15 protein-coding genes and 1 pseudogene are annotated in these 16,527 nt (G+C 55.9%); 12 read left to right on the top strand and 4 right to left on the bottom strand.

What is annotated here, in order from left to right:
• Nucleotides 1-78 precede the first annotated feature (78 nt).
• Nucleotides 79-3,702 (bottom strand): autotransporter domain-containing protein, encoded by a 3,624-nt coding sequence (locus ACYJL1_RS19950; RefSeq protein ID WP_460898701.1) that lies wholly within the window; start codon nucleotides 3,700-3,702, stop codon nucleotides 79-81.
• A 191-nt stretch (nucleotides 3,703-3,893) separates the two neighbouring features.
• Nucleotides 3,894-4,715 (bottom strand): IclR family transcriptional regulator, encoded by an 822-nt coding sequence (locus ACYJL1_RS19945; protein WP_460898699.1) that lies wholly within the window; start codon nucleotides 4,713-4,715, stop codon nucleotides 3,894-3,896.
• Nucleotides 4,716-4,961: 246 nt separating this feature from the next.
• On the opposite strand from ACYJL1_RS19945, the gene ACYJL1_RS19940 reads away from it, so the two are divergent.
• The 11 genes from ACYJL1_RS19940 to ACYJL1_RS19890 all read left to right on the top strand — a co-directional run bounded on the left by ACYJL1_RS19940 (nucleotide 4,962) and on the right by ACYJL1_RS19890 (nucleotide 13,815).
• Nucleotides 4,962-5,729, top strand: coding sequence for an SDR family NAD(P)-dependent oxidoreductase (locus ACYJL1_RS19940; RefSeq protein WP_460898697.1), 768 nt, complete (start codon nucleotides 4,962-4,964; stop codon nucleotides 5,727-5,729).
• Nucleotides 5,726-6,652 (top strand): 2-dehydro-3-deoxygalactonokinase, encoded by a 927-nt coding sequence (locus tag ACYJL1_RS19935; RefSeq protein WP_460898696.1) that lies wholly within the window; start codon nucleotides 5,726-5,728, stop codon nucleotides 6,650-6,652. Before ACYJL1_RS19940 ends, ACYJL1_RS19935 begins: the two co-directional genes overlap by 4 nt.
• Nucleotides 6,652-7,287, top strand: a complete 636-nt coding sequence (locus tag ACYJL1_RS19930; RefSeq protein WP_460898694.1) for a 2-dehydro-3-deoxy-6-phosphogalactonate aldolase — start codon at nucleotides 6,652-6,654, stop codon at nucleotides 7,285-7,287. Before ACYJL1_RS19935 ends, ACYJL1_RS19930 begins: the two co-directional genes overlap by 1 nt.
• A gap of 5 nt (nucleotides 7,288-7,292) precedes the next feature.
• Complete coding sequence (locus tag ACYJL1_RS19925; protein WP_460898692.1) at nucleotides 7,293-8,171, top strand: SMP-30/gluconolactonase/LRE family protein; 879 nt, start codon at nucleotides 7,293-7,295, stop codon at nucleotides 8,169-8,171.
• Between the two features lie 111 nt (nucleotides 8,172-8,282).
• On the top strand, nucleotides 8,283-8,786 hold the full coding sequence (locus tag ACYJL1_RS19920; RefSeq protein ID WP_460898690.1) for a YciE/YciF ferroxidase family protein: 504 nt from the start codon (nucleotides 8,283-8,285) through the stop codon (nucleotides 8,784-8,786).
• Between the two features lie 82 nt (nucleotides 8,787-8,868).
• Nucleotides 8,869-9,015 carry a hypothetical protein gene (locus ACYJL1_RS19915; protein WP_460898688.1) on the top strand — a complete coding sequence of 49 codons (147 nt, stop codon included), beginning with the start codon at nucleotides 8,869-8,871 and terminating at the stop codon, nucleotides 9,013-9,015.
• 114 nt (nucleotides 9,016-9,129) lie between these two features.
• Nucleotides 9,130-10,251: an anhydro-N-acetylmuramic acid kinase gene (locus ACYJL1_RS19910; protein ID WP_460899173.1), complete on the top strand. Its 1,122-nt coding sequence runs from the start codon at nucleotides 9,130-9,132 to the stop codon at nucleotides 10,249-10,251.
• A 401-nt stretch (nucleotides 10,252-10,652) separates the two neighbouring features.
• Nucleotides 10,653-11,183: an SMI1/KNR4 family protein gene (locus ACYJL1_RS19905; RefSeq protein ID WP_460898685.1), complete on the top strand. Its 531-nt coding sequence runs from the start codon at nucleotides 10,653-10,655 to the stop codon at nucleotides 11,181-11,183.
• Between the two features lie 27 nt (nucleotides 11,184-11,210).
• The gene (locus tag ACYJL1_RS19900; protein WP_460898683.1) at nucleotides 11,211-11,753 is read left to right on the top strand and encodes a biopolymer transporter ExbD; all 543 of its coding nucleotides are present in this window, start codon (nucleotides 11,211-11,213) and stop codon (nucleotides 11,751-11,753) included.
• A 111-nt stretch (nucleotides 11,754-11,864) separates the two neighbouring features.
• A complete protein-coding gene (locus ACYJL1_RS19895; protein ID WP_460898681.1) occupies nucleotides 11,865-13,430 on the top strand; it encodes a DUF1963 domain-containing protein in 1,566 nt (521 codons plus the stop codon).
• 73 nt (nucleotides 13,431-13,503) lie between these two features.
• A complete protein-coding gene (locus tag ACYJL1_RS19890) occupies nucleotides 13,504-13,815 on the top strand; it encodes a helix-turn-helix transcriptional regulator (RefSeq protein WP_460899172.1) in 312 nt (103 codons plus the stop codon).
• Nucleotides 13,816-14,142: 327 nt separating this feature from the next.
• Here ACYJL1_RS19890 and ACYJL1_RS19885 read toward each other — a convergent pair whose 3' ends face one another.
• Nucleotides 14,143-15,033, bottom strand: coding sequence for a LysR family transcriptional regulator (locus tag ACYJL1_RS19885; protein WP_460898679.1), 891 nt, complete (start codon nucleotides 15,031-15,033; stop codon nucleotides 14,143-14,145).
• A gap of 102 nt (nucleotides 15,034-15,135) precedes the next feature.
• Between ACYJL1_RS19885 and ACYJL1_RS19880 the strand changes: the two genes are divergently transcribed.
• Entirely contained in the window at nucleotides 15,136-15,951 is an 816-nt protein-coding gene (locus ACYJL1_RS19880; protein ID WP_460898677.1) for an SDR family NAD(P)-dependent oxidoreductase, read from the top strand.
• 217 nt (nucleotides 15,952-16,168) lie between these two features.
• Here the strand turns inward: ACYJL1_RS19880 and ACYJL1_RS19875 are convergent.
• Nucleotides 16,169-16,414, bottom strand: a pseudogene (locus ACYJL1_RS19875) (hypothetical protein); the annotation flags it as partial.
• Nucleotides 16,415-16,527 lie beyond the last annotated feature (113 nt).

The raw sequence follows: 16,527 nt of genomic DNA, 5'->3' as shown, positions 1-16,527 counted from the left end.
GGTAGTTCGAGCAGTGGCGGATGACATGACAATTGAAAAGGGCGGCGTTGGCCGCCCTTTTCGCATTGAAGTGGATTCTCAGAACTTCACAGTCAGATCGGCTTTGACTGCATTGTCTCTGGTGTCGCCGGAGAACTGGCCGGTATAGGCGAGGCCGAGCGTTGTACGCTTGCCGATGCCGACATCGAACCCGGCTTCCACCGCAAAGGCATCCTTGGCAATCGGCAGGCCTTCAATGGAGAAGGGTGCACCGCCTGCAAAGGCGAGGCTTCGTTCCGGTGTCACATCGCCAAAGGCGTGGTTCCAGCCCAGCATGCCGCGTGCTGTCAAGACGGTGGTCTCGCTGAGCGCGAAGTTCCGCGAAAGCCGAAGGCCGAGCGTTGTGGTGGTAACATCGCTGGAGCCGGAAAGGCCGGTCAATGCGCCATCGCCGCCATCTTCCTGGAAGCTGTCGGTTTTCAGATGCGTATAGCGGGCAGCGGCAAAGGGTTCGAGCGCGGCATATTGCGTGTCGATCTTGTAGCCGAGTTCGCCGAAGACCTGCACGGTTTTGGCATCATAGGATGCGTTCTGGCCGTTGGTAACACCGCCAAGCACCACATCGCGATCCGTGTCGATCTCATGATGGCCGAGATTGGCACCAAGGCGAAGCCCAAGCGCATCCCACTGCGTACCGGCATAGGCACCGATCTGATAGCTTTCGACATCAGCCTTGGCCCCGCCACTATGCAGGGATGTGTTGCCATAGCTTGCGAGCAAGCCAAAGCGCCATGTTTCGGCAATCACGCCATCAAGGCCGGTGACGAAGCCGCCCGTGTCGCGGCTATAGCCGGAGGCATTGCCGTCGCCGTCGGCATGGGCCCAGGCACCATAGGCTTGACCCCACAGGGCAGGGGCAAGATCAGCCGGAGCGACGTCGGCAAAGGCTTCGCTTCCCGCCGATTTGCTGTCCGGACCATAGGCGAGCGGATTGATTGTCGCCTGCGGGGTGACCGCCACGCCATCAAAGGCGGCGCGAAGTCGGTCTGTCGCCGCCTGACTGATGAAGTGCCCGTCCTCGATCAGAACACCGTCCAGCGTTGCATGGATTTCGCCGGTCAGGGACTGGTACGTGCCAGCAAGATCATCGAACACAGTGCTGGTTGCAATGGTGTCGTAAAGCATGCCGCCAGCACCCAGGGACTCAATGGCATTGCCAACGGCTCGCTGGTTGCGTGTTGCAGCATAATCGCCGAATCCAACCCCGTTGCGGTAGAAGCTCGCCTCAATTGCCGTCGGAGCATAGGCAAGGTCGGCGTCATAAAATGCAAAGGAGGAAAAGGTATCCTTAAACTCACCGCTGATGCCGCCCGCTGAGGTCAGGAACGTATAGGTCGCGTTTTCGAGGGCATTACGCATCTCCTGCGCGTTGATTTTTTTGCCGTCATCAGATTCCGGTGTGATCAGGACGGTGCCGCCGAGAAGAGACGTCTCACCATTGACAACAAGCCTGTCTGCTGCACCGGGTTTGACTTCAATGTGCAGGATAGAATCCTCCATGAAGGTTACATCACCATTGGATGTCAAAGTGCCTACCGAATTACCGGGGGCGACCGCACCCCCGCTACGGACGCGGATATCACCCACTGAGCCCACACCGCCAAGCGTACCGGAATCATTGATGTCAACGTTGGAAACGATGGAGCCGTCGACCGCAAGCAATCCGCCATTGATGATCGTATAACCCAGATAAGTGCTATTGCCTGTTAGCCGAAGTGTGCCTTCTCCGGATTTGGTCAATCCGCCATAATAGCTGTCCGGATCATTCAGTTTTTCGGTCAGTGTCGGAACAAGCGCTTCATAGGCAGTAAATTCCTTCAATGCTCCGGCAATGCGGTCATCAGTAATTGTCCCGCGAATTGTTTCGGCGCTGGCGTCGGACGTAGCCGAGAAATCGACAAATTGCTTCTCGCGTGAAATACTGGTGTTTGGTGCCGTTGCCACGAATGCGTTCCACAGGGCTGTTGCTGCCGGATCGGCCAACATCTTGGCATCAGCCGCTTCAAAAGCTGCATTGGCAGCCTCAAGCTGCTCATCAGTCAAAGGCGGGTTTTGAGGCAAGGTAATAATATCGAGCGCCGCATAGCGATCTGCCACCAGTTTGATTGCTGCCGGGAAGCTGGAATCCGGGAATTCTGATGTGACCTGCTGCCGGATATCTTCCTTGCTGGCTTCCGTTATACCGTTCTCCCAGCCATTGTTGATCTTCTTGGTTTCCCAATCAATGATTGTCTGCTGGTCTTCAAGGAACCGCTGGTTCAGCGCGTCCTGTGAGATATCATTGCTCCAGACCTCTTCATTGGCGCCGCTATAAGATTCGGGCAGATTTGCCTCGACCCGGCTCAGGAACTGGCCGGGGCCTTTCATCGCCTTGTCGAGATTGATCAGACCCCAGCCGAACACATCATCAACGCCGGCTTCACCAAGATCGGTGGATGTCGTCTTGAGGATTTCGTTGATGTCGCCGTTTGAAAGATAGGGGAAGCGTTGCTTCAGCACCATGAAAGCGCCGGTGGCAAAAGGGCCGGCCATGGATGTGCCGCTGAATTCGGCATAGTCGGATTTGAGCTTGCTGTCGTCGATCACGTCGCCGGGGTTCAGACCGGTGATGTCGCCGGTCGGTATGCTACTGTTGATATTGGTGCCCGGAGCGGCCACGCAATGATATTTTGAGTAGCCGCAAATGCTGGAAAAGCCACTTCTCGAATAGCCGTCCGGATTGGTCTCGTCTGCCACGACGCTCATTGTTGTCAGCCAGTTTTTCTCCAGTTCCGGGCGAAAGGTTGCAAGCCCGGCAAGTGCATCGGGCTCCAGCCCGCCATCATTACCGGCCGAGAATTCGACGACAATGCCGCTTTCGGCGGCCTTGATCGCGCCGTTATAGGCACCACCTTCGGGCGTTCCGAGAATGGCCTCGATCTCCTGATATTGCCCATATGCTTCGCCATAGCTCCAGGATGAGCTTGAAAGGCCAATACCCCAGCTATTGGTGATGATCGAGACGCCGCTATTGATCATGGCATCCCATGCTGCGCCATAGACCGCGCCGTCATTCCCCAAAACAACGCCATCTTCAGGACCTGCATCATAATTGCTGGCTGCGAAAATTGTGGCGTCGAAGGCTGCGCCCATCATGCCTTTGCCGTCGCGGTTGGCGGCGGCGATGCCCGCGACATGCGTGCCATGGTCGGAAATGCCGCCATAGCCGTCAATATACTGCCTGCCATCGGCCACGAAAGGGTCGCCGGCTTTCACAGGAATATAGGGGTCTGTGTAAAGGCGGGTGCCTTCGGTCTTGACGAAGTTCATTTTGCCATCACCGGCAAACTCCGAGTGGCCAGCATAGACCGGCTGGTCGATAACACCGAGTTTGGTGTCCTTGCCGGTGAAGCCCATCGCATAGGCGGCGTCGGCATTGATTGCCTTCAGGCCGTCATTGCCGTTGAACTCGGCATCATCGCGCCAGCTTTTCTTTGCGGCTTCGAAATCATCGGTTCGTGTGCCGTCGGCATTGTAGTATCTGGGCTGTTGCTGAGCGATCGCACCTGCCGTTGCGGCGGTGAGCAGGATGGTTGTGAAAACTGTTGTAACGAGATGTTTACGGAACGTTTTGAGATGATTTTTGCGGGCGGAAGCTGCCGCGCGAGAAACATAAAAAGACATATAATATCCCTCCGATACTCGGATAGACTAATCCGAAAGTATTAGGAGATTGAAGTTTATCGGCATCTTACGTCAAGTGTGGAAAAGGCCAATTGTGGAAACTTTGTGGTATCTTTTTGATTTTTATGACAGAAATTTGTCGGCAGTGATGCTCCGCATTGCAACGAAATTAATTCAAATTTTTCAGTATCTTAGCTACGTGGCGAGAGTTGTGTTCCCATGCTGGACATGATCGCGGATGCGGTATCGCGGGTGATATCGGCCCATGAAGCAAGCATTTCGGGCGTCACCCGGTAGGCAGGACCAGTCACCGAAACACTGGCGGTAAACAGCGGGTCTGTGCGAGACATGATGGGCGCTGCAACGCAGGCAATTCCCGTTTCATGTTCCTCCCGGTCATAAGCATTTCCGGTGCGTCTTATTGTGTCGATCTCAGATAAAAGGGCATCGACGTCAGCCAGGGTGTTTGGCGTAAAATGCCTGAATTCGATGCGCTTGACCCGTTCGCGCAATTCAATGTCGGGAAGCGCCGAAAGTGCGGCCTTACCAACCCCGGTGCAAAAGGCGGGCGCTGTGTTGCCGATCTGCGAAACCATGCGAATATTCCGGCGGCTTTCGATCTTGTCGAGATAGATCACCTCAATGTCGCGCAATATGCCGAGATGCACTGTTTCGCCTGTCGCCTCATGCAATTTCTGGATGTGAGGGGCGGCGACATTGCGAAATTCATTACCAGCCCACGCTTTGGATGCAAACTGCAACAATCTCAACCCAAGCGAATAAGAACTGTCTTTGTTGACGGCGATGAGTCCTTCTTCGATGAGATTTGAAATTTGCCGGTGGAGAGTGCCTCGCGGTTGGTCGGAGCATTGCAAGACATCGGTGAAACGGAGCGGCTCGGATGCGCTGGCTATGATGTCGAGCACGCTCATGGCTTTGCCGAGCGTGCCAGTGCCCTGACTGCCATATGATTTTTTTCCGGCACTGTCTTCCAATCGTTGCAGTTTGCTCATGCTTGCACCGTTCTCAAAGTGGTTGGGACGATTTTTCCACTTTCGCAGCGAACTGAAGCAACATGGCAGAAGAATCGTCTATTTTTCGGGTAAAATTTCAACCGCCAATAGAAATTTAATTGTACGAGATTGAAACTTCCGCCCATGCGCATTCCTCTTGACTTCTTGAAGCATAGGATGACAATTCAACATAGTCAAACACAGTTCCAAATAATGGAACTATCCTAATCCTGCGAGAATCCTGTCATGATGCCGTCCGCTATTTTCCCCGACCTGAAAAATCGATCTGTGCTCATCACTGGCGGCGGCTCTGGCATCGGTGCATCGCTCACAGAGGGCTTTGTGCGTCAGGGTTCGCGCGTTGCCTTTATCGATATTGCCGATGAACCTTCCAATGCTTTGGTCGAGCAGATGGAAGGCCAGTACGGAAACCGTCCGCTGTATATCAAGGCCGACCTTTCCGACGTGGCAGCCCTGCGGGCGGCAGTTTCGCAAGCTATTGAAAAAATTGGTATAATCACTGTTCTGGTCAACAATGCAGCTTGGGATGATCGTCACGATATTGATGATGTGACGCTGGAATATTGGGACAGGAATCAGTCCATTAACCTGCGCCCGCAGTTTTTCGCTGCACAGGCCGTCGTGCCTGGCATGCGCCAAGCGGGTGGTGGTTCAATCATCAATTTCACGTCGACTTCGTTCATGATCAACCATGGAGAAATGCCTTCCTACACGGCTGCGAAAGCTGGAATCATCGGTCTTACGAAAGGGCTGGCGGGGAGACTGGGACCGGAGAAAATTCGCGTTAATGCCATCGCTCCGGGCTGGGTCATCACCGAGCGCCAGCGGGAATTATGGGTTTCGGGAGACCGCCTGAAACACCATATTGAGCGGCAGGTTTTGCGTGAAGAAATTCAGCCTGGCGACATGGTTGGGCCTTGTCTTTTCCTCGCGTCCGATGCAGCGCGCATGTTGAGCGCACAGACCCTGATCGTTGATGGAGGCTATCTGTGAGCAAGGCCCCTGTCTATGCTCTAAGTGATTGGGGAACAACGCGTTTCAGGCTTTGGCTTGTCGATGGAGCGGGCAATGCTCTTGGTGAAAAGCGTTCAGATGACGGGCTTGATGTGTCACGTTCAAAGGGCTTTGCCTCTGTGCTTGAGGGGCATCTTGCAAGCCTTGGCGCGCCGTCCGATCTGCCAGTGGTTATTTGTGGCATGGCCGGGTCGCGTCAGGGTTGGGTCGATGCGAACTATGTGCCGGTTCCTGCCGATCTGAATGCTATTCTTGTTGGTGCCGTCAAGCTGCCGGATATGGCGCGCGACGTGCGGATTATCCCCGGGCTTTGCCAGTCGGATGATGCGCCAAATGTCATGCGCGGTGAGGAAACCCAACTGCTTGGCGCTATTCTTGATAAAAATTTATCCAATGGAATCATAGCGATGCCCGGCACCCACTCGAAATGGGTAGAGTTGGAAGAGGGCAGTGCAAAGTCATTCGGCACCTATATGACCGGTGAGCTTTATGCGCTTGTCAGCGGGCAGTCTATCCTGCGTCATTCCATTCAGGATGCAGCAGAATTGGCCTCGGCGGATCATCCGGAATTCATTGCAGCGCTGAAGTCCATGCTCGACGGAGGCTCACTCCTCGAACATTTGTTCAGTATTCGCGCGGCCATGCTCCTGAATGATTTGAAGCCGGAGGGGGCAGCCTCGCGGCTTTCGGGCCTGCTTATCGGAGCAGAGATCGCCGGGCAAAAATCCATATCAAACAATAAGATAACGTTAGTCGCGTCCGGTGCAATGGCCACTCTTTATGGCAAGGCGTTCGATATTGCCGGACTTGATTTTGATCTGGTCGATGCTGATGAAGCCGTACGCAAAGGACTGTTCGTTGCTGCTTCCGGAATCTGGCCTATCGCCAAAGGAACCCTTTAATGCCCCTTTCTTCTGCTCCATGGCCCAAACTCAAACGCGATCTGATTGCGATCTTGCGGGGCGTCCGCCCCGATGAGGTTCTTGCAATTGGCGAGGCGCTTGTTACTGCGGGAATTGATGTCATAGAAGTGCCGCTCAATTCCCCCGATCCGTTCCAGTCCATTGAATTGCTTGCAAAAAATATGCCGAAGCATGTTCTTGTTGGTGCTGGAACAGTGCTTGATGCAGCTGACGTAAAGCGGCTTGAGGATGCTGGCGGACGTCTTGTCATTTCTCCGAATATCGATCCTTTCGTGCTTGCCGCCGCTGCCAAGGCGCAAATGGTGTCCATGCCTGGCGTCTTCACGCCGACCGAAGCGCTCGCTGCTTTGAAAGCTGGGGCATCCGGGTTGAAGTTCTTTCCAGCAAGCGTTCTCGGCCCTGACGGGATAAAGGCGATAAGTGCAATTCTGCCTAAAGGAACAATTATTGGCGCTGTTGGCGGTGTCGATGAAAACGGTTTTGCGTCCTATGCAAAAGTTGGCGTGCGAACATTCGGCCTGGGCTCCAGCCTCTACAGGATTGGTGCCACAGCAGGTGAGGTTGGTGATCGCGCAAAAGCAACAATTGCGGCGTATGACCGGGTTTATGGGTAGATTTGATGATAGATCAGCCAAAAATCAGCGTTTTCTATGATGTTCCGTGCCAATTGGGCGAAGGTCCGGGCTACGACCCGCTAACGAAGAATGCCTGGTGGTTTGATATCGTAACGGGGCGCTTGTTCGAAAAACCGTTGGCCGGTGGTGATGTTGCAATCCATCAACTCGGCCAGATGGCGAGCGCACTGGCGGTGGTCGATGAGCAGTATCAGTTGATTGCTACGGAAACCGGGCTTGTGCTTCGTAACCGCCGCTCCGGCTTGCTGGAGATGTATCAACCGATTGAAGCTGATAACCCGCTTACGCGTTCCAACGACGCGCGTGTGCATCCGGCTGGAGCTTTTTGGATTGGCACAATGGGCAAGAAAGCAGAGGAGGGCGCAGGCGCAATCTATTGGTATCGAAAAGGAGAATTGCGTAAGCTATTCAGTAACATATCAATTACAAACTCGATCTGTTTCTCGCCTGATGGCAGTATCTCCTATTTTGCCGATACCGGCAAAAATGTAATATGGCGGGTTGATACCGACCCTGAAACCGGGCTTCCCACTGGCGAGCCGACCGAATTTTATCGCCATCATGAAAAGGGCGGCGTTGACGGTTCGGTTGTCGATAGCGATGGCAATCTGTGGAATGCCTGTTGGGGCCGTTCAGCCGTAGATGTCTATGCGCCCTCCGGCAAACGTATAAACTCCATTAAAATGCCTGTTAAACAGCCTTCCTGTCCTGCTTTTGTCAGCGAGGAGACGGCCAGCATAATTGTCACAACGGCGTATCATGACATGAGCGAAGCCTATCACAAAACTGATCCTGATGCGGGCAAGGTCTACTTGCTTGAGCTGGCTGGAAAAGGCCGTTTCGATCCGCCTGTGCAATTTTAGGAACCATTGCCGAGCATCCTCGTTACTTCCCTGTAACCAAATATCAGTGACCGCAAACGCAAGCCGATGGCTGCGAGTGATGGTCTGTGACTGAAATCAGGGAGAATGAGTATGGGATTTTTTTCCAAGGATATCAAATCGATGGACGATTTGTTCGTCCACACGCTCCGCGATATTTACTATGCGGAAAACCAGATCGCAAAAGCTTTGCCTGAGATGATCGACAAGGCCAAGGATCAGGCTCTGAAGGACGGTTTTGAGAAACATCTGCAAGAAACGCACGGGCAGATTGACCGTCTTGAGCAGGTTTTCGCCCAGCACGGCGTGGAAGTTAGCGGGGTGAACTGTCCGGCCATTGATGGCATTCTTGAAGAGGCCGATGATGTGGCAGGAGAGGTCGATGATGACCGTGTTCTCGATGCGGCGTTGATTGCTGCGGCTCAGGCTGTCGAACATTATGAAATTACCCGCTACGGCACACTCGTCGCATGGGCGAAGCAGCTTGGCCGCCCTGATTGTGCTGCCCTGCTTCAGCAAAATCTTGATGAGGAAATGAAAACGGACAAAGCTTTGTCCGGGATGGCAGAAAGCCGCATCAACGCTGCAGCAGCGTAGGTTCTTATGAGCCCGTTGGACCAGCCCTGCCGAGCCTACGTTTGAACGGGCTGGTCGCAACTTTCATGAATGAGGAAGTACAATGACCAAGAGGATCGAAGCGCAAAAAGCCAGGCAGGGCGAGAAAGGCTATCCGGTTCTTGTAGTCCTGGTTGTATCGCTCGGGCTCGCTACGCTCATCTGGTTGGGCGTAGAGGTTTATAGTCAATATATTGCCAGTGGCGGATAAACACAGAACAGTTCTACTGGCTTGCGGATCATGGCTGCAACGGAGTAACAAGGCTGGTGTTTGCCGTAAAGCAGGAGCGCAGCCCACAGCATGAACCAAGGAAAAACGTCCGATATCAAGTCAAGCTGGGCGGTCGGTCTTATGACGGGAACTGTTCTGGATGGTTTTATCGATATTGCAATGATACGCAGCGATGGCGAAACCATCGACGAATTCGGCCCTTGGGAACTTGCTCCCTATCCAACTGATATTCGCTCAGTGTTAGTGCAGACTCTTGAAGAAGCCCGTGAATGGCAATTCAAGGGGCCTGAGCCGGAAATCTTTCGCAAAGCCGAGATGGCACTGACCGAAGCTCAATCACAAGCCGTCAATCTGTTTGTTGAAAAGCATGGCTTCCGGTCGTCGGATATTGCGGCCGTTGGCTTTCATGGCCAGACGGTTCTTCACGCCGCACCTCAAGGCGGGAAACGTGGCTTCACACGGCAATTGGGCGATGGAGCACTCATGTCACGCATCGTTGGAACGGATGTGGTTTACGATTTCCGCTCTGCGGATGTGGAGGCCGGCGGGCAAGGTGCACCGCTTTCGGCGATTTATCACAAGGCTATGTTGCACAAGATCGGTGCTGGCGTTGACTATGCCATACTCAATTTGGGCGGCGTCGCCAATATTACATGGTGCGGTTCAGATGATATGATCGCATTCGATACCGGACCGGCCAATGCTCCCGTCAATGACTGGATACGCGCCAAAACCGGCAAGGAAATGGACCGGGACGGAAAGATTGCAGCAAGCGGCCAAGTTGACGAAGAGCGCTTGCTCGCGCTTCTCAGCCATCCGTTTCTCTATGCGCCATACCCGAAATCGCTTGACCGTTTTGATTTCCCGGCATCCATGGCTGACGGGCTAAGTCTTGAGGACGGCGCTGCAACTTTGACAGCATTTACTGCGGGTGCCGTTGGTAAAGCGCTGGATCTTCTGCCGGAAAGACCCAGGAATATTGTTGTGTGCGGTGGTGGCCGCAAGAATCCTGTGATGATGAAGGAAATTGCAAAGCGTGCCTCTGTCGAGGTAACACTTGCTGACGATATTGGTCTGCGTGGCGATGCGGTCGAAGCGGAATGCTTCGCTTATCTTGCAATGCGTTCACTCCGAGGCCTGCCGCTGAGCTTCCCCCACACAACAGGTGTCGCCAAACCGCAGACCGGCGGCAGAATTGCTCGAAGACCCGCATAATCGAGTTCCATAGATTACATTTTCGGCATTGTAGCTGGTGAGTGGTTAGGAGATTAGGATGTTGAGTTTCGCGTGAATTTGAACCAATTTTCCATTTCGTCCGGACCCTACTGCAAGTGCGAACTCGAAGTGCTTCCAAGAACTTACGTTCGAGTAACCGGATCACGGGTCAAGCGGAAAACTGGGTTAATTGGTGCCGCAAATCAACAGGAACAGGGCTCGGACATTCGTGAAACCCCCTTTTTTGCCGTACTCTACTATTTGGAGGGCGGTATCCCTGCCGGAATTCTGATCGACATCAAGTTCGAGGTCAAAGCTGTCTATCCGAGGCAAAAATCTGTGCTTCAGCAACAAGGGCTTTTGCGATAAATATCGCTTGTGCTCCATTGAGGAAGAAATGAATGAGCATCACGCTTGATGACGCAATTGCCAAGATGCGGGCGACTGGGGACTGGGAACACGAAGAAGGCACGCAGTGGTCTGACAAGGATATCGCCAACTTCGAGCGTGACACTGGCCTGCAGATTCCCGAACAATTGGTCCAGGTACTGAAACGATATGGATGGAACGGCTTCGGACGGCCCGACAAGAACGCCTTGTTCGTCGCTGCATTCGAGGATGATACGCGTTCGACTCACGAGGTTCAGATTCTGGTCTCTCCGCAGGAAGATATTCGCCAAAGCCACCGGATGTTCATTACCAATCCCCACTGGCGGGATCAGTTTACACTGCCCATGATTTTCTTCGGGACGGCAGACGGCGGCAACTCCCACCTGGTCATGGATGGTCGCGACCAGGCGAACAACAGGGTCTGGTTGTGGGAACAAGCTTCCGATCCCTTTGGTACCGGAAATAATGCACGGGGCTTGGGTCTGGCCGCGCCTTCCCTGTTTGAATTCTTCTATAACTTAAAGAAGGCGGACGAGATTTGATTGCAGTCCTGCCAAGGACACGAGCTGTTGGCGCTCGTTCTCAAAGCTGCCGCAGAAAGTCTCCCGAATTTTCGATGTCGGCAACATAGGTTGATTTCAGCACATTTGCCGGAGAATGGTTGCGGGATGCAGTCGAAAAAAGAGGATGTGTTGAACAAAGGTAAACTTGCCGTCCTTGCATTCTTGTTTTGTTTGATAGCGCTCGCCGTCGCCGTCGCCGTCGCCGTCGCCGTCGCCGTCGGATCGAAGGATCTGGCATCCGCCTCTTTACGGGATAGTGCTGTCCTGACGAGGGTACTTTGTGGCATGTTCGCTATTCTGTTGGCTCTCCGGATGAGCGGCCGCTGGACTGCTGGCAAAAGCTGGATGCTGGACGATACGCTTGTCACGACCGACAACCTAGCGACTGAGTTGGACCGGCTTTCGCGTGGCGACCAGAACCAGCGTGTGGTGGTACGTGCCCAAACAGAAGCAGGTTGGGATTCCATGATGTCGGCAATGAAAGCCCTGCGGGCTGCCGGCTATTTCAAGGTGGCGATCATTGCCCTGGAGACTGGAATGAGTCGTTGACAGATCGCGCCCCTAGCCACATCGAGATCGATGGCCGCTTGCGCTATGAGCGGTTACGGGACGTGACATCAAGTTTAAACACACGCAACCTTATTGAACGGAGGGATTCGTATGACCTATCGACTGCAGCGATGGATGACACGTGATTTCGTTTTCACCGCTCCGCCTGCTTTTCCCCATGGTGTTGCAGTCCAACCGGAACGCTTCGTCCTCCAACCGCATCCCGACAAGCAGCTTCCTTCGCTTTTCGTTCTCGCACTTGACCAAGTTCAGCCATGGTCTCTCGACGGGAATTTCTCGTCCATAGCGGCAGATCTCATCGGAGTAGACGATTCAGGCGGCTGGCCTCTGGTCGCCGTTCAACTCTTTGGACGCGAGGGGCGATACGGAACAGGAAGCCTAACCGCCGCCGCGGGGAGCGAAGAGGCTGCGGGCCTGGTGCTGGTGCGGGGTCGGAGGGATCGCATTTGGGCGTTCGGCTGGCGCGCGGCTGCAAACAACCGGCAAGCGGTCGAAGGAGAGTTCGGCATGATGATGCAAGGACTCCAGGCCCGCGTCGATGATGTCGGCGAAAAAACGCTGTTGTCGCAGTTTCACGGCCAGGAGAAGAAGCGTCGCGCGACGATCGAGGGAATCAATGCGGGGAATGCTGGCAGCGATGCCGAACTCGATCCGCACCACAAAGAATGGGATTACAGGTTTGCAGCGGCCTTGGGAGACCGTGATTCCTCTGCGGCCGAGCAATTCTTCGCACCGGCAATAGCATTGCTAGAAGAACCGTTTTCTGAAGAGGTACCCTTAGGTGCCAGCCGAATCGGCGGCGGTCCTGACCTTCCACCGGGCGCGTGGCCGAGCAACGAGCACGGAATGCGCCACCCGTTCCTGTTGCAGATAGACCTCGCTGAGGTCACGGCGGTGTTTGGGTCGACTGGCCTGATACCGGATGATGGTCTTTTGTCACTTTTCGTCCACGACGACGCTCTACTGGTCGATGTCGTCTATACTCCTCCAGGCACTTCTCTTGTCCGTTATCCGATGACCGAGGCTATCATTGAAGCTTCATCCGCTGCGATCAAGACCTCTAAGGAACTCGGCGCGAATACGTCTGCGGGACCTTTGCCGCATACGGAAGGAGATCTGGTAACGGCGGAATTGATGGTGGATGGGACGCTGCAGTTTGCCCATACACCGGATCCGGTCTGGGCGGAAGGCGAGCCAGGGGCAAGGTTCGAAGCACTCTCGGACGAGCGATGGGCCACCGCCACATATGCACGTCTGCGGCCCCTACCAACCCGAACGTTCGATGTCTCGGCTGCGGAAGTGCAAATCGACCAGACTGGCATCGGCTCGTTTGATGATCTCGTTGAAATCTATGAGGCCTTCGAACATGCACAGGCTGGACCGCATGCAGGAGCCGGGACGCCCCAGGTCCATCAGATGCTCGGCCACGCAACTATCCGAGGTGGGCAGGACTGCCGCAAGGAAGCGGCGGAAATGGCCGAATCCGCAGGTTGGAGCGATCTGGGTAATCCGGACGCCTGGATCGTCCTCTTTCGACTCCGTGCTGGCTCAGCAACAGGTCTCCTGTTCTGGGACGCCGCCGACCTCGTGATCATGGCTTCTGCTATCGACATGGCAGCCCGACGCTTCGAGCGCCTTCTACTTCTGTCGGGCTAATTGGAGCACCCGCCGGTACGCATGAGGCAGACACAGATACCGTGATTTCTTGGCTGAAACACGGTTCGGTCGGATGCGGCTGGAGGCGCCAGGCAAAGCTTGGACGCTCCACGAACTGGCGAGTACCGCATACTCCTCCCGCGCCAGTCTCGTTCGTATCTTCCGAAAGTCAGCGAAGGTGGCACAGCTGGCATTTTTGTCCGAGGTCCGGCTCGAGCTTGCCAGACGCAAACTGGCAGGTTCAGGCCGCCCTCTGGCCGACATCGCGGCTGAGGTCGGCTACCAATCCGAGAGCGCTTTCAGCCGCGCGTTTCATCTCCGTTATGGGAAGCGGCCAGGCGAGGCTCGACATGGTCTCTTGAGCCACGATTTCGATACCGGCTGATTGACCACTCATGAATATCGCAACCTTAGGCAGATGCCTTTAATCCGGTCTGGCGGCAAACAGCCGTTGCCACTCGCTGCCCACAGAGCGCTAAAGCTAAAATACCTTGGCAAAAAGGGTAAGCTTTTGACCAAAAATGAAATTTATCGTGGCCAGTGACAATTGTTGACGTTTGCCAAGGTATTTTATCCTCGAACGGCCCGCGATTGGTGGAAAGCTTCCTGTCCGCTTCAGGATTGGTATCAGAATCCGCCGTTGGCGGAGTTCCGCTACTTTTCCCGCAGACGATCAAGTTTCAAGAATCGACTCCGACGCTTGGCCAAACCTTCACGCCCTGCATGCTCGAAGCGTCTCCTTGAACAATTCGAATGCCGTCGTACCTCGCCGATCGGGGTAATAGAGGTGGTAACCTGCGAACGGCTCGCACCACGGCTCCAGCAGTCGCGTGAGACGGCCATCGGCAATCGGCGCCGCGACCAGATCCTCCAGGATGTAGAGGATGCCGAGACCCTCAAGAGCGGCGGCTACCAGCAGGTCGCCGTCATTGAACACCGGCCCGCGGCCTGGCGTGACCGTCACCGCACGGCCGTCGCGCTCGAACGACCAGGGAGACAGGTCGCCATGCGCGTCGCCGTAGGCGATGCAGCGATGCGCCGTGAGGTCGGAGGGCTCCATCGGCGCCGGATGGTTGCTCAGGTAGCTGGGAGCGGCCACCACCGCGACGCGAAGTGGGGGCCCGACCGCCAGGGCGATCATGTCCTTCTCCAGTCGTTCGCCGATCCGAATGCCCGCATCGTAGCGGCCTGCTACGATGTCAGTCATTCCGCCCTCCACACACACCTCCACCTCGATGCCCGGATGGCGGCGCATGAAGGACGGGAGCATCGGCCACAGCACTGTGTCCGCGGCGTGTTTGCCCGTCGTGATCCGGACGGTGCCGATCGCTGCCCCGCGTGCCTGCGACAGTGCCTCGATCTCGTCGTCCAACCCTGCCAGTGCAGGCGAGAGGGTGGCCAGCAGGCGCTCGCCGGCAGCGGTCGGGGCGACGCTGCGCGTCGTGCGGGAGAGTAGGCGAAACCCAAGTTGGCTCTCCAGCCGCTTCATTGTCTGGCTCAACGCCGATTGCGTGACTCCGAGCCGCCTCGCGGCACGCGTGAAGCTGCGGTCGGAGGCGATCGCCGCGAAGACGGCGAGGTCGCCGAGCTGATCCGGACGCATTGATGATTCCCGCTACTGGGCCCTATTAATAATTAGGCCATTATCTAGATTGATTAGCATGGCTACCTAGTAAGCAACAGTGGAAAAAACGAGGTGCAGGCGATGGGCAAAATTTGGCTGGTGACGGGCGCAAGCCGGGGACTTGGACGCGAGATCGCCCGCGCGGCACTCGAGGCGGGCGAAACGGTAGTGGCAACGGCGCGGTCCGTGGACGCCGCGCGCAGTGCCTGCGGAGGCGAACACGGCCGCCTGCACGCCCTCGCGCTCGATATCACCGACGCGGAAGCCGCAAACTCGGTCGCCGCCGAGGCCGTCGAGCGGTTCGGTGCGATCGACGTGCTGGTCAACAATGCCGGCTATGCCGAACTGGGTTTCTTCGAGACCTTCACCGATGCCGCGGTGCGGCGTCAGTTCGAGGTCAACTTGTTCGGCACGATGAACGTCGCGCGTGCGGTCGCCCCCCACATGCGTGAGCGTCGCTCAGGCCTCATTGTCACCATCTCATCCGTTAGCGGGTTGGCTTCCAATGGAGGTGGGGCGGTCTACTCGGCTTCAAAGTTCGCGGTCGAGGGATGGATGGAGGGCTTTGCGCAGGAGCTGGCACCGTTGGGCGTCCGCTCGCTCCTGGTCGAGCCGGGTATGCTGCGCACCGACTTCATAGATCGGAAGTCGGCGAGCTTCGGCAGCATCGACATTCCAGACTATGCAGAGGCGATTGCGCAGTATCGATCGTGGGTAGACGAGGCCAACGGCAACCAGCCGGGCAATCCGAAGCTGCTCGCCGCGCGGATCGTGGCGCTTGCTTCGCAGAGCGAGACGCCATCGCGGCTCATCTTCGGTGACGACGCCCGGCAGTGGGCTGGCGCGAAGGTCGACCAATTGCGACAGGAGATCGCCCAGTCCGCCGATCGTTGCTGACACGACAGACCTACGTACAGGCAAGGGAGGTGATTAGTCGGCCGGGCCAGACCGAAAGCATCACCGAAGCGGCCCTTCGGAGGAGACGTCGAAGGCCTCGGAACGGCGTGAATGGGGTCGACACCGGACATTCAACCGGGGGAGGGCAAAGTCACCGTCCCTCCGCGGTTGGCATTCAGATCAGAGATCACATGAATGCTCCCACACCGCGACCCCTTCACCGTCGCTGAGCGCGCGAGATTTCATGCAATCCCATAGCCGCTACATTTCCTTGACGGTTCAGGGTCCGATAGACGGTCGGCTGCGAGATCGAAATCACCCCGGCACGGTTGCTGATCGAATATTCGCCGGTGTCATGCATCCGGCGCAGCACCTTTTGCTGGCGATAGGAGAACCTCGGCTTCTTACCACGCAGCTTTCCTCCGGCGCGCGCAAGCGCCATTCCCTCGCGCGTCCGCAGGTTAGCAAATCTCGTCAGGAATAAAGCCACCGGTCTGGCGTCTCCACAAGCGGTGATGTTTAAACAATAGAGTGGCCGTCGTACTGTAGCGTACAAAGACAGGGAAACGGCGGGGT

This window comes from Phyllobacterium sp. K27 (assembly GCF_054796155.1).
The sequence above is the reverse complement of the archived record's forward strand: the minus strand, read 5'-3'. Positions and strand labels throughout refer to the sequence as shown.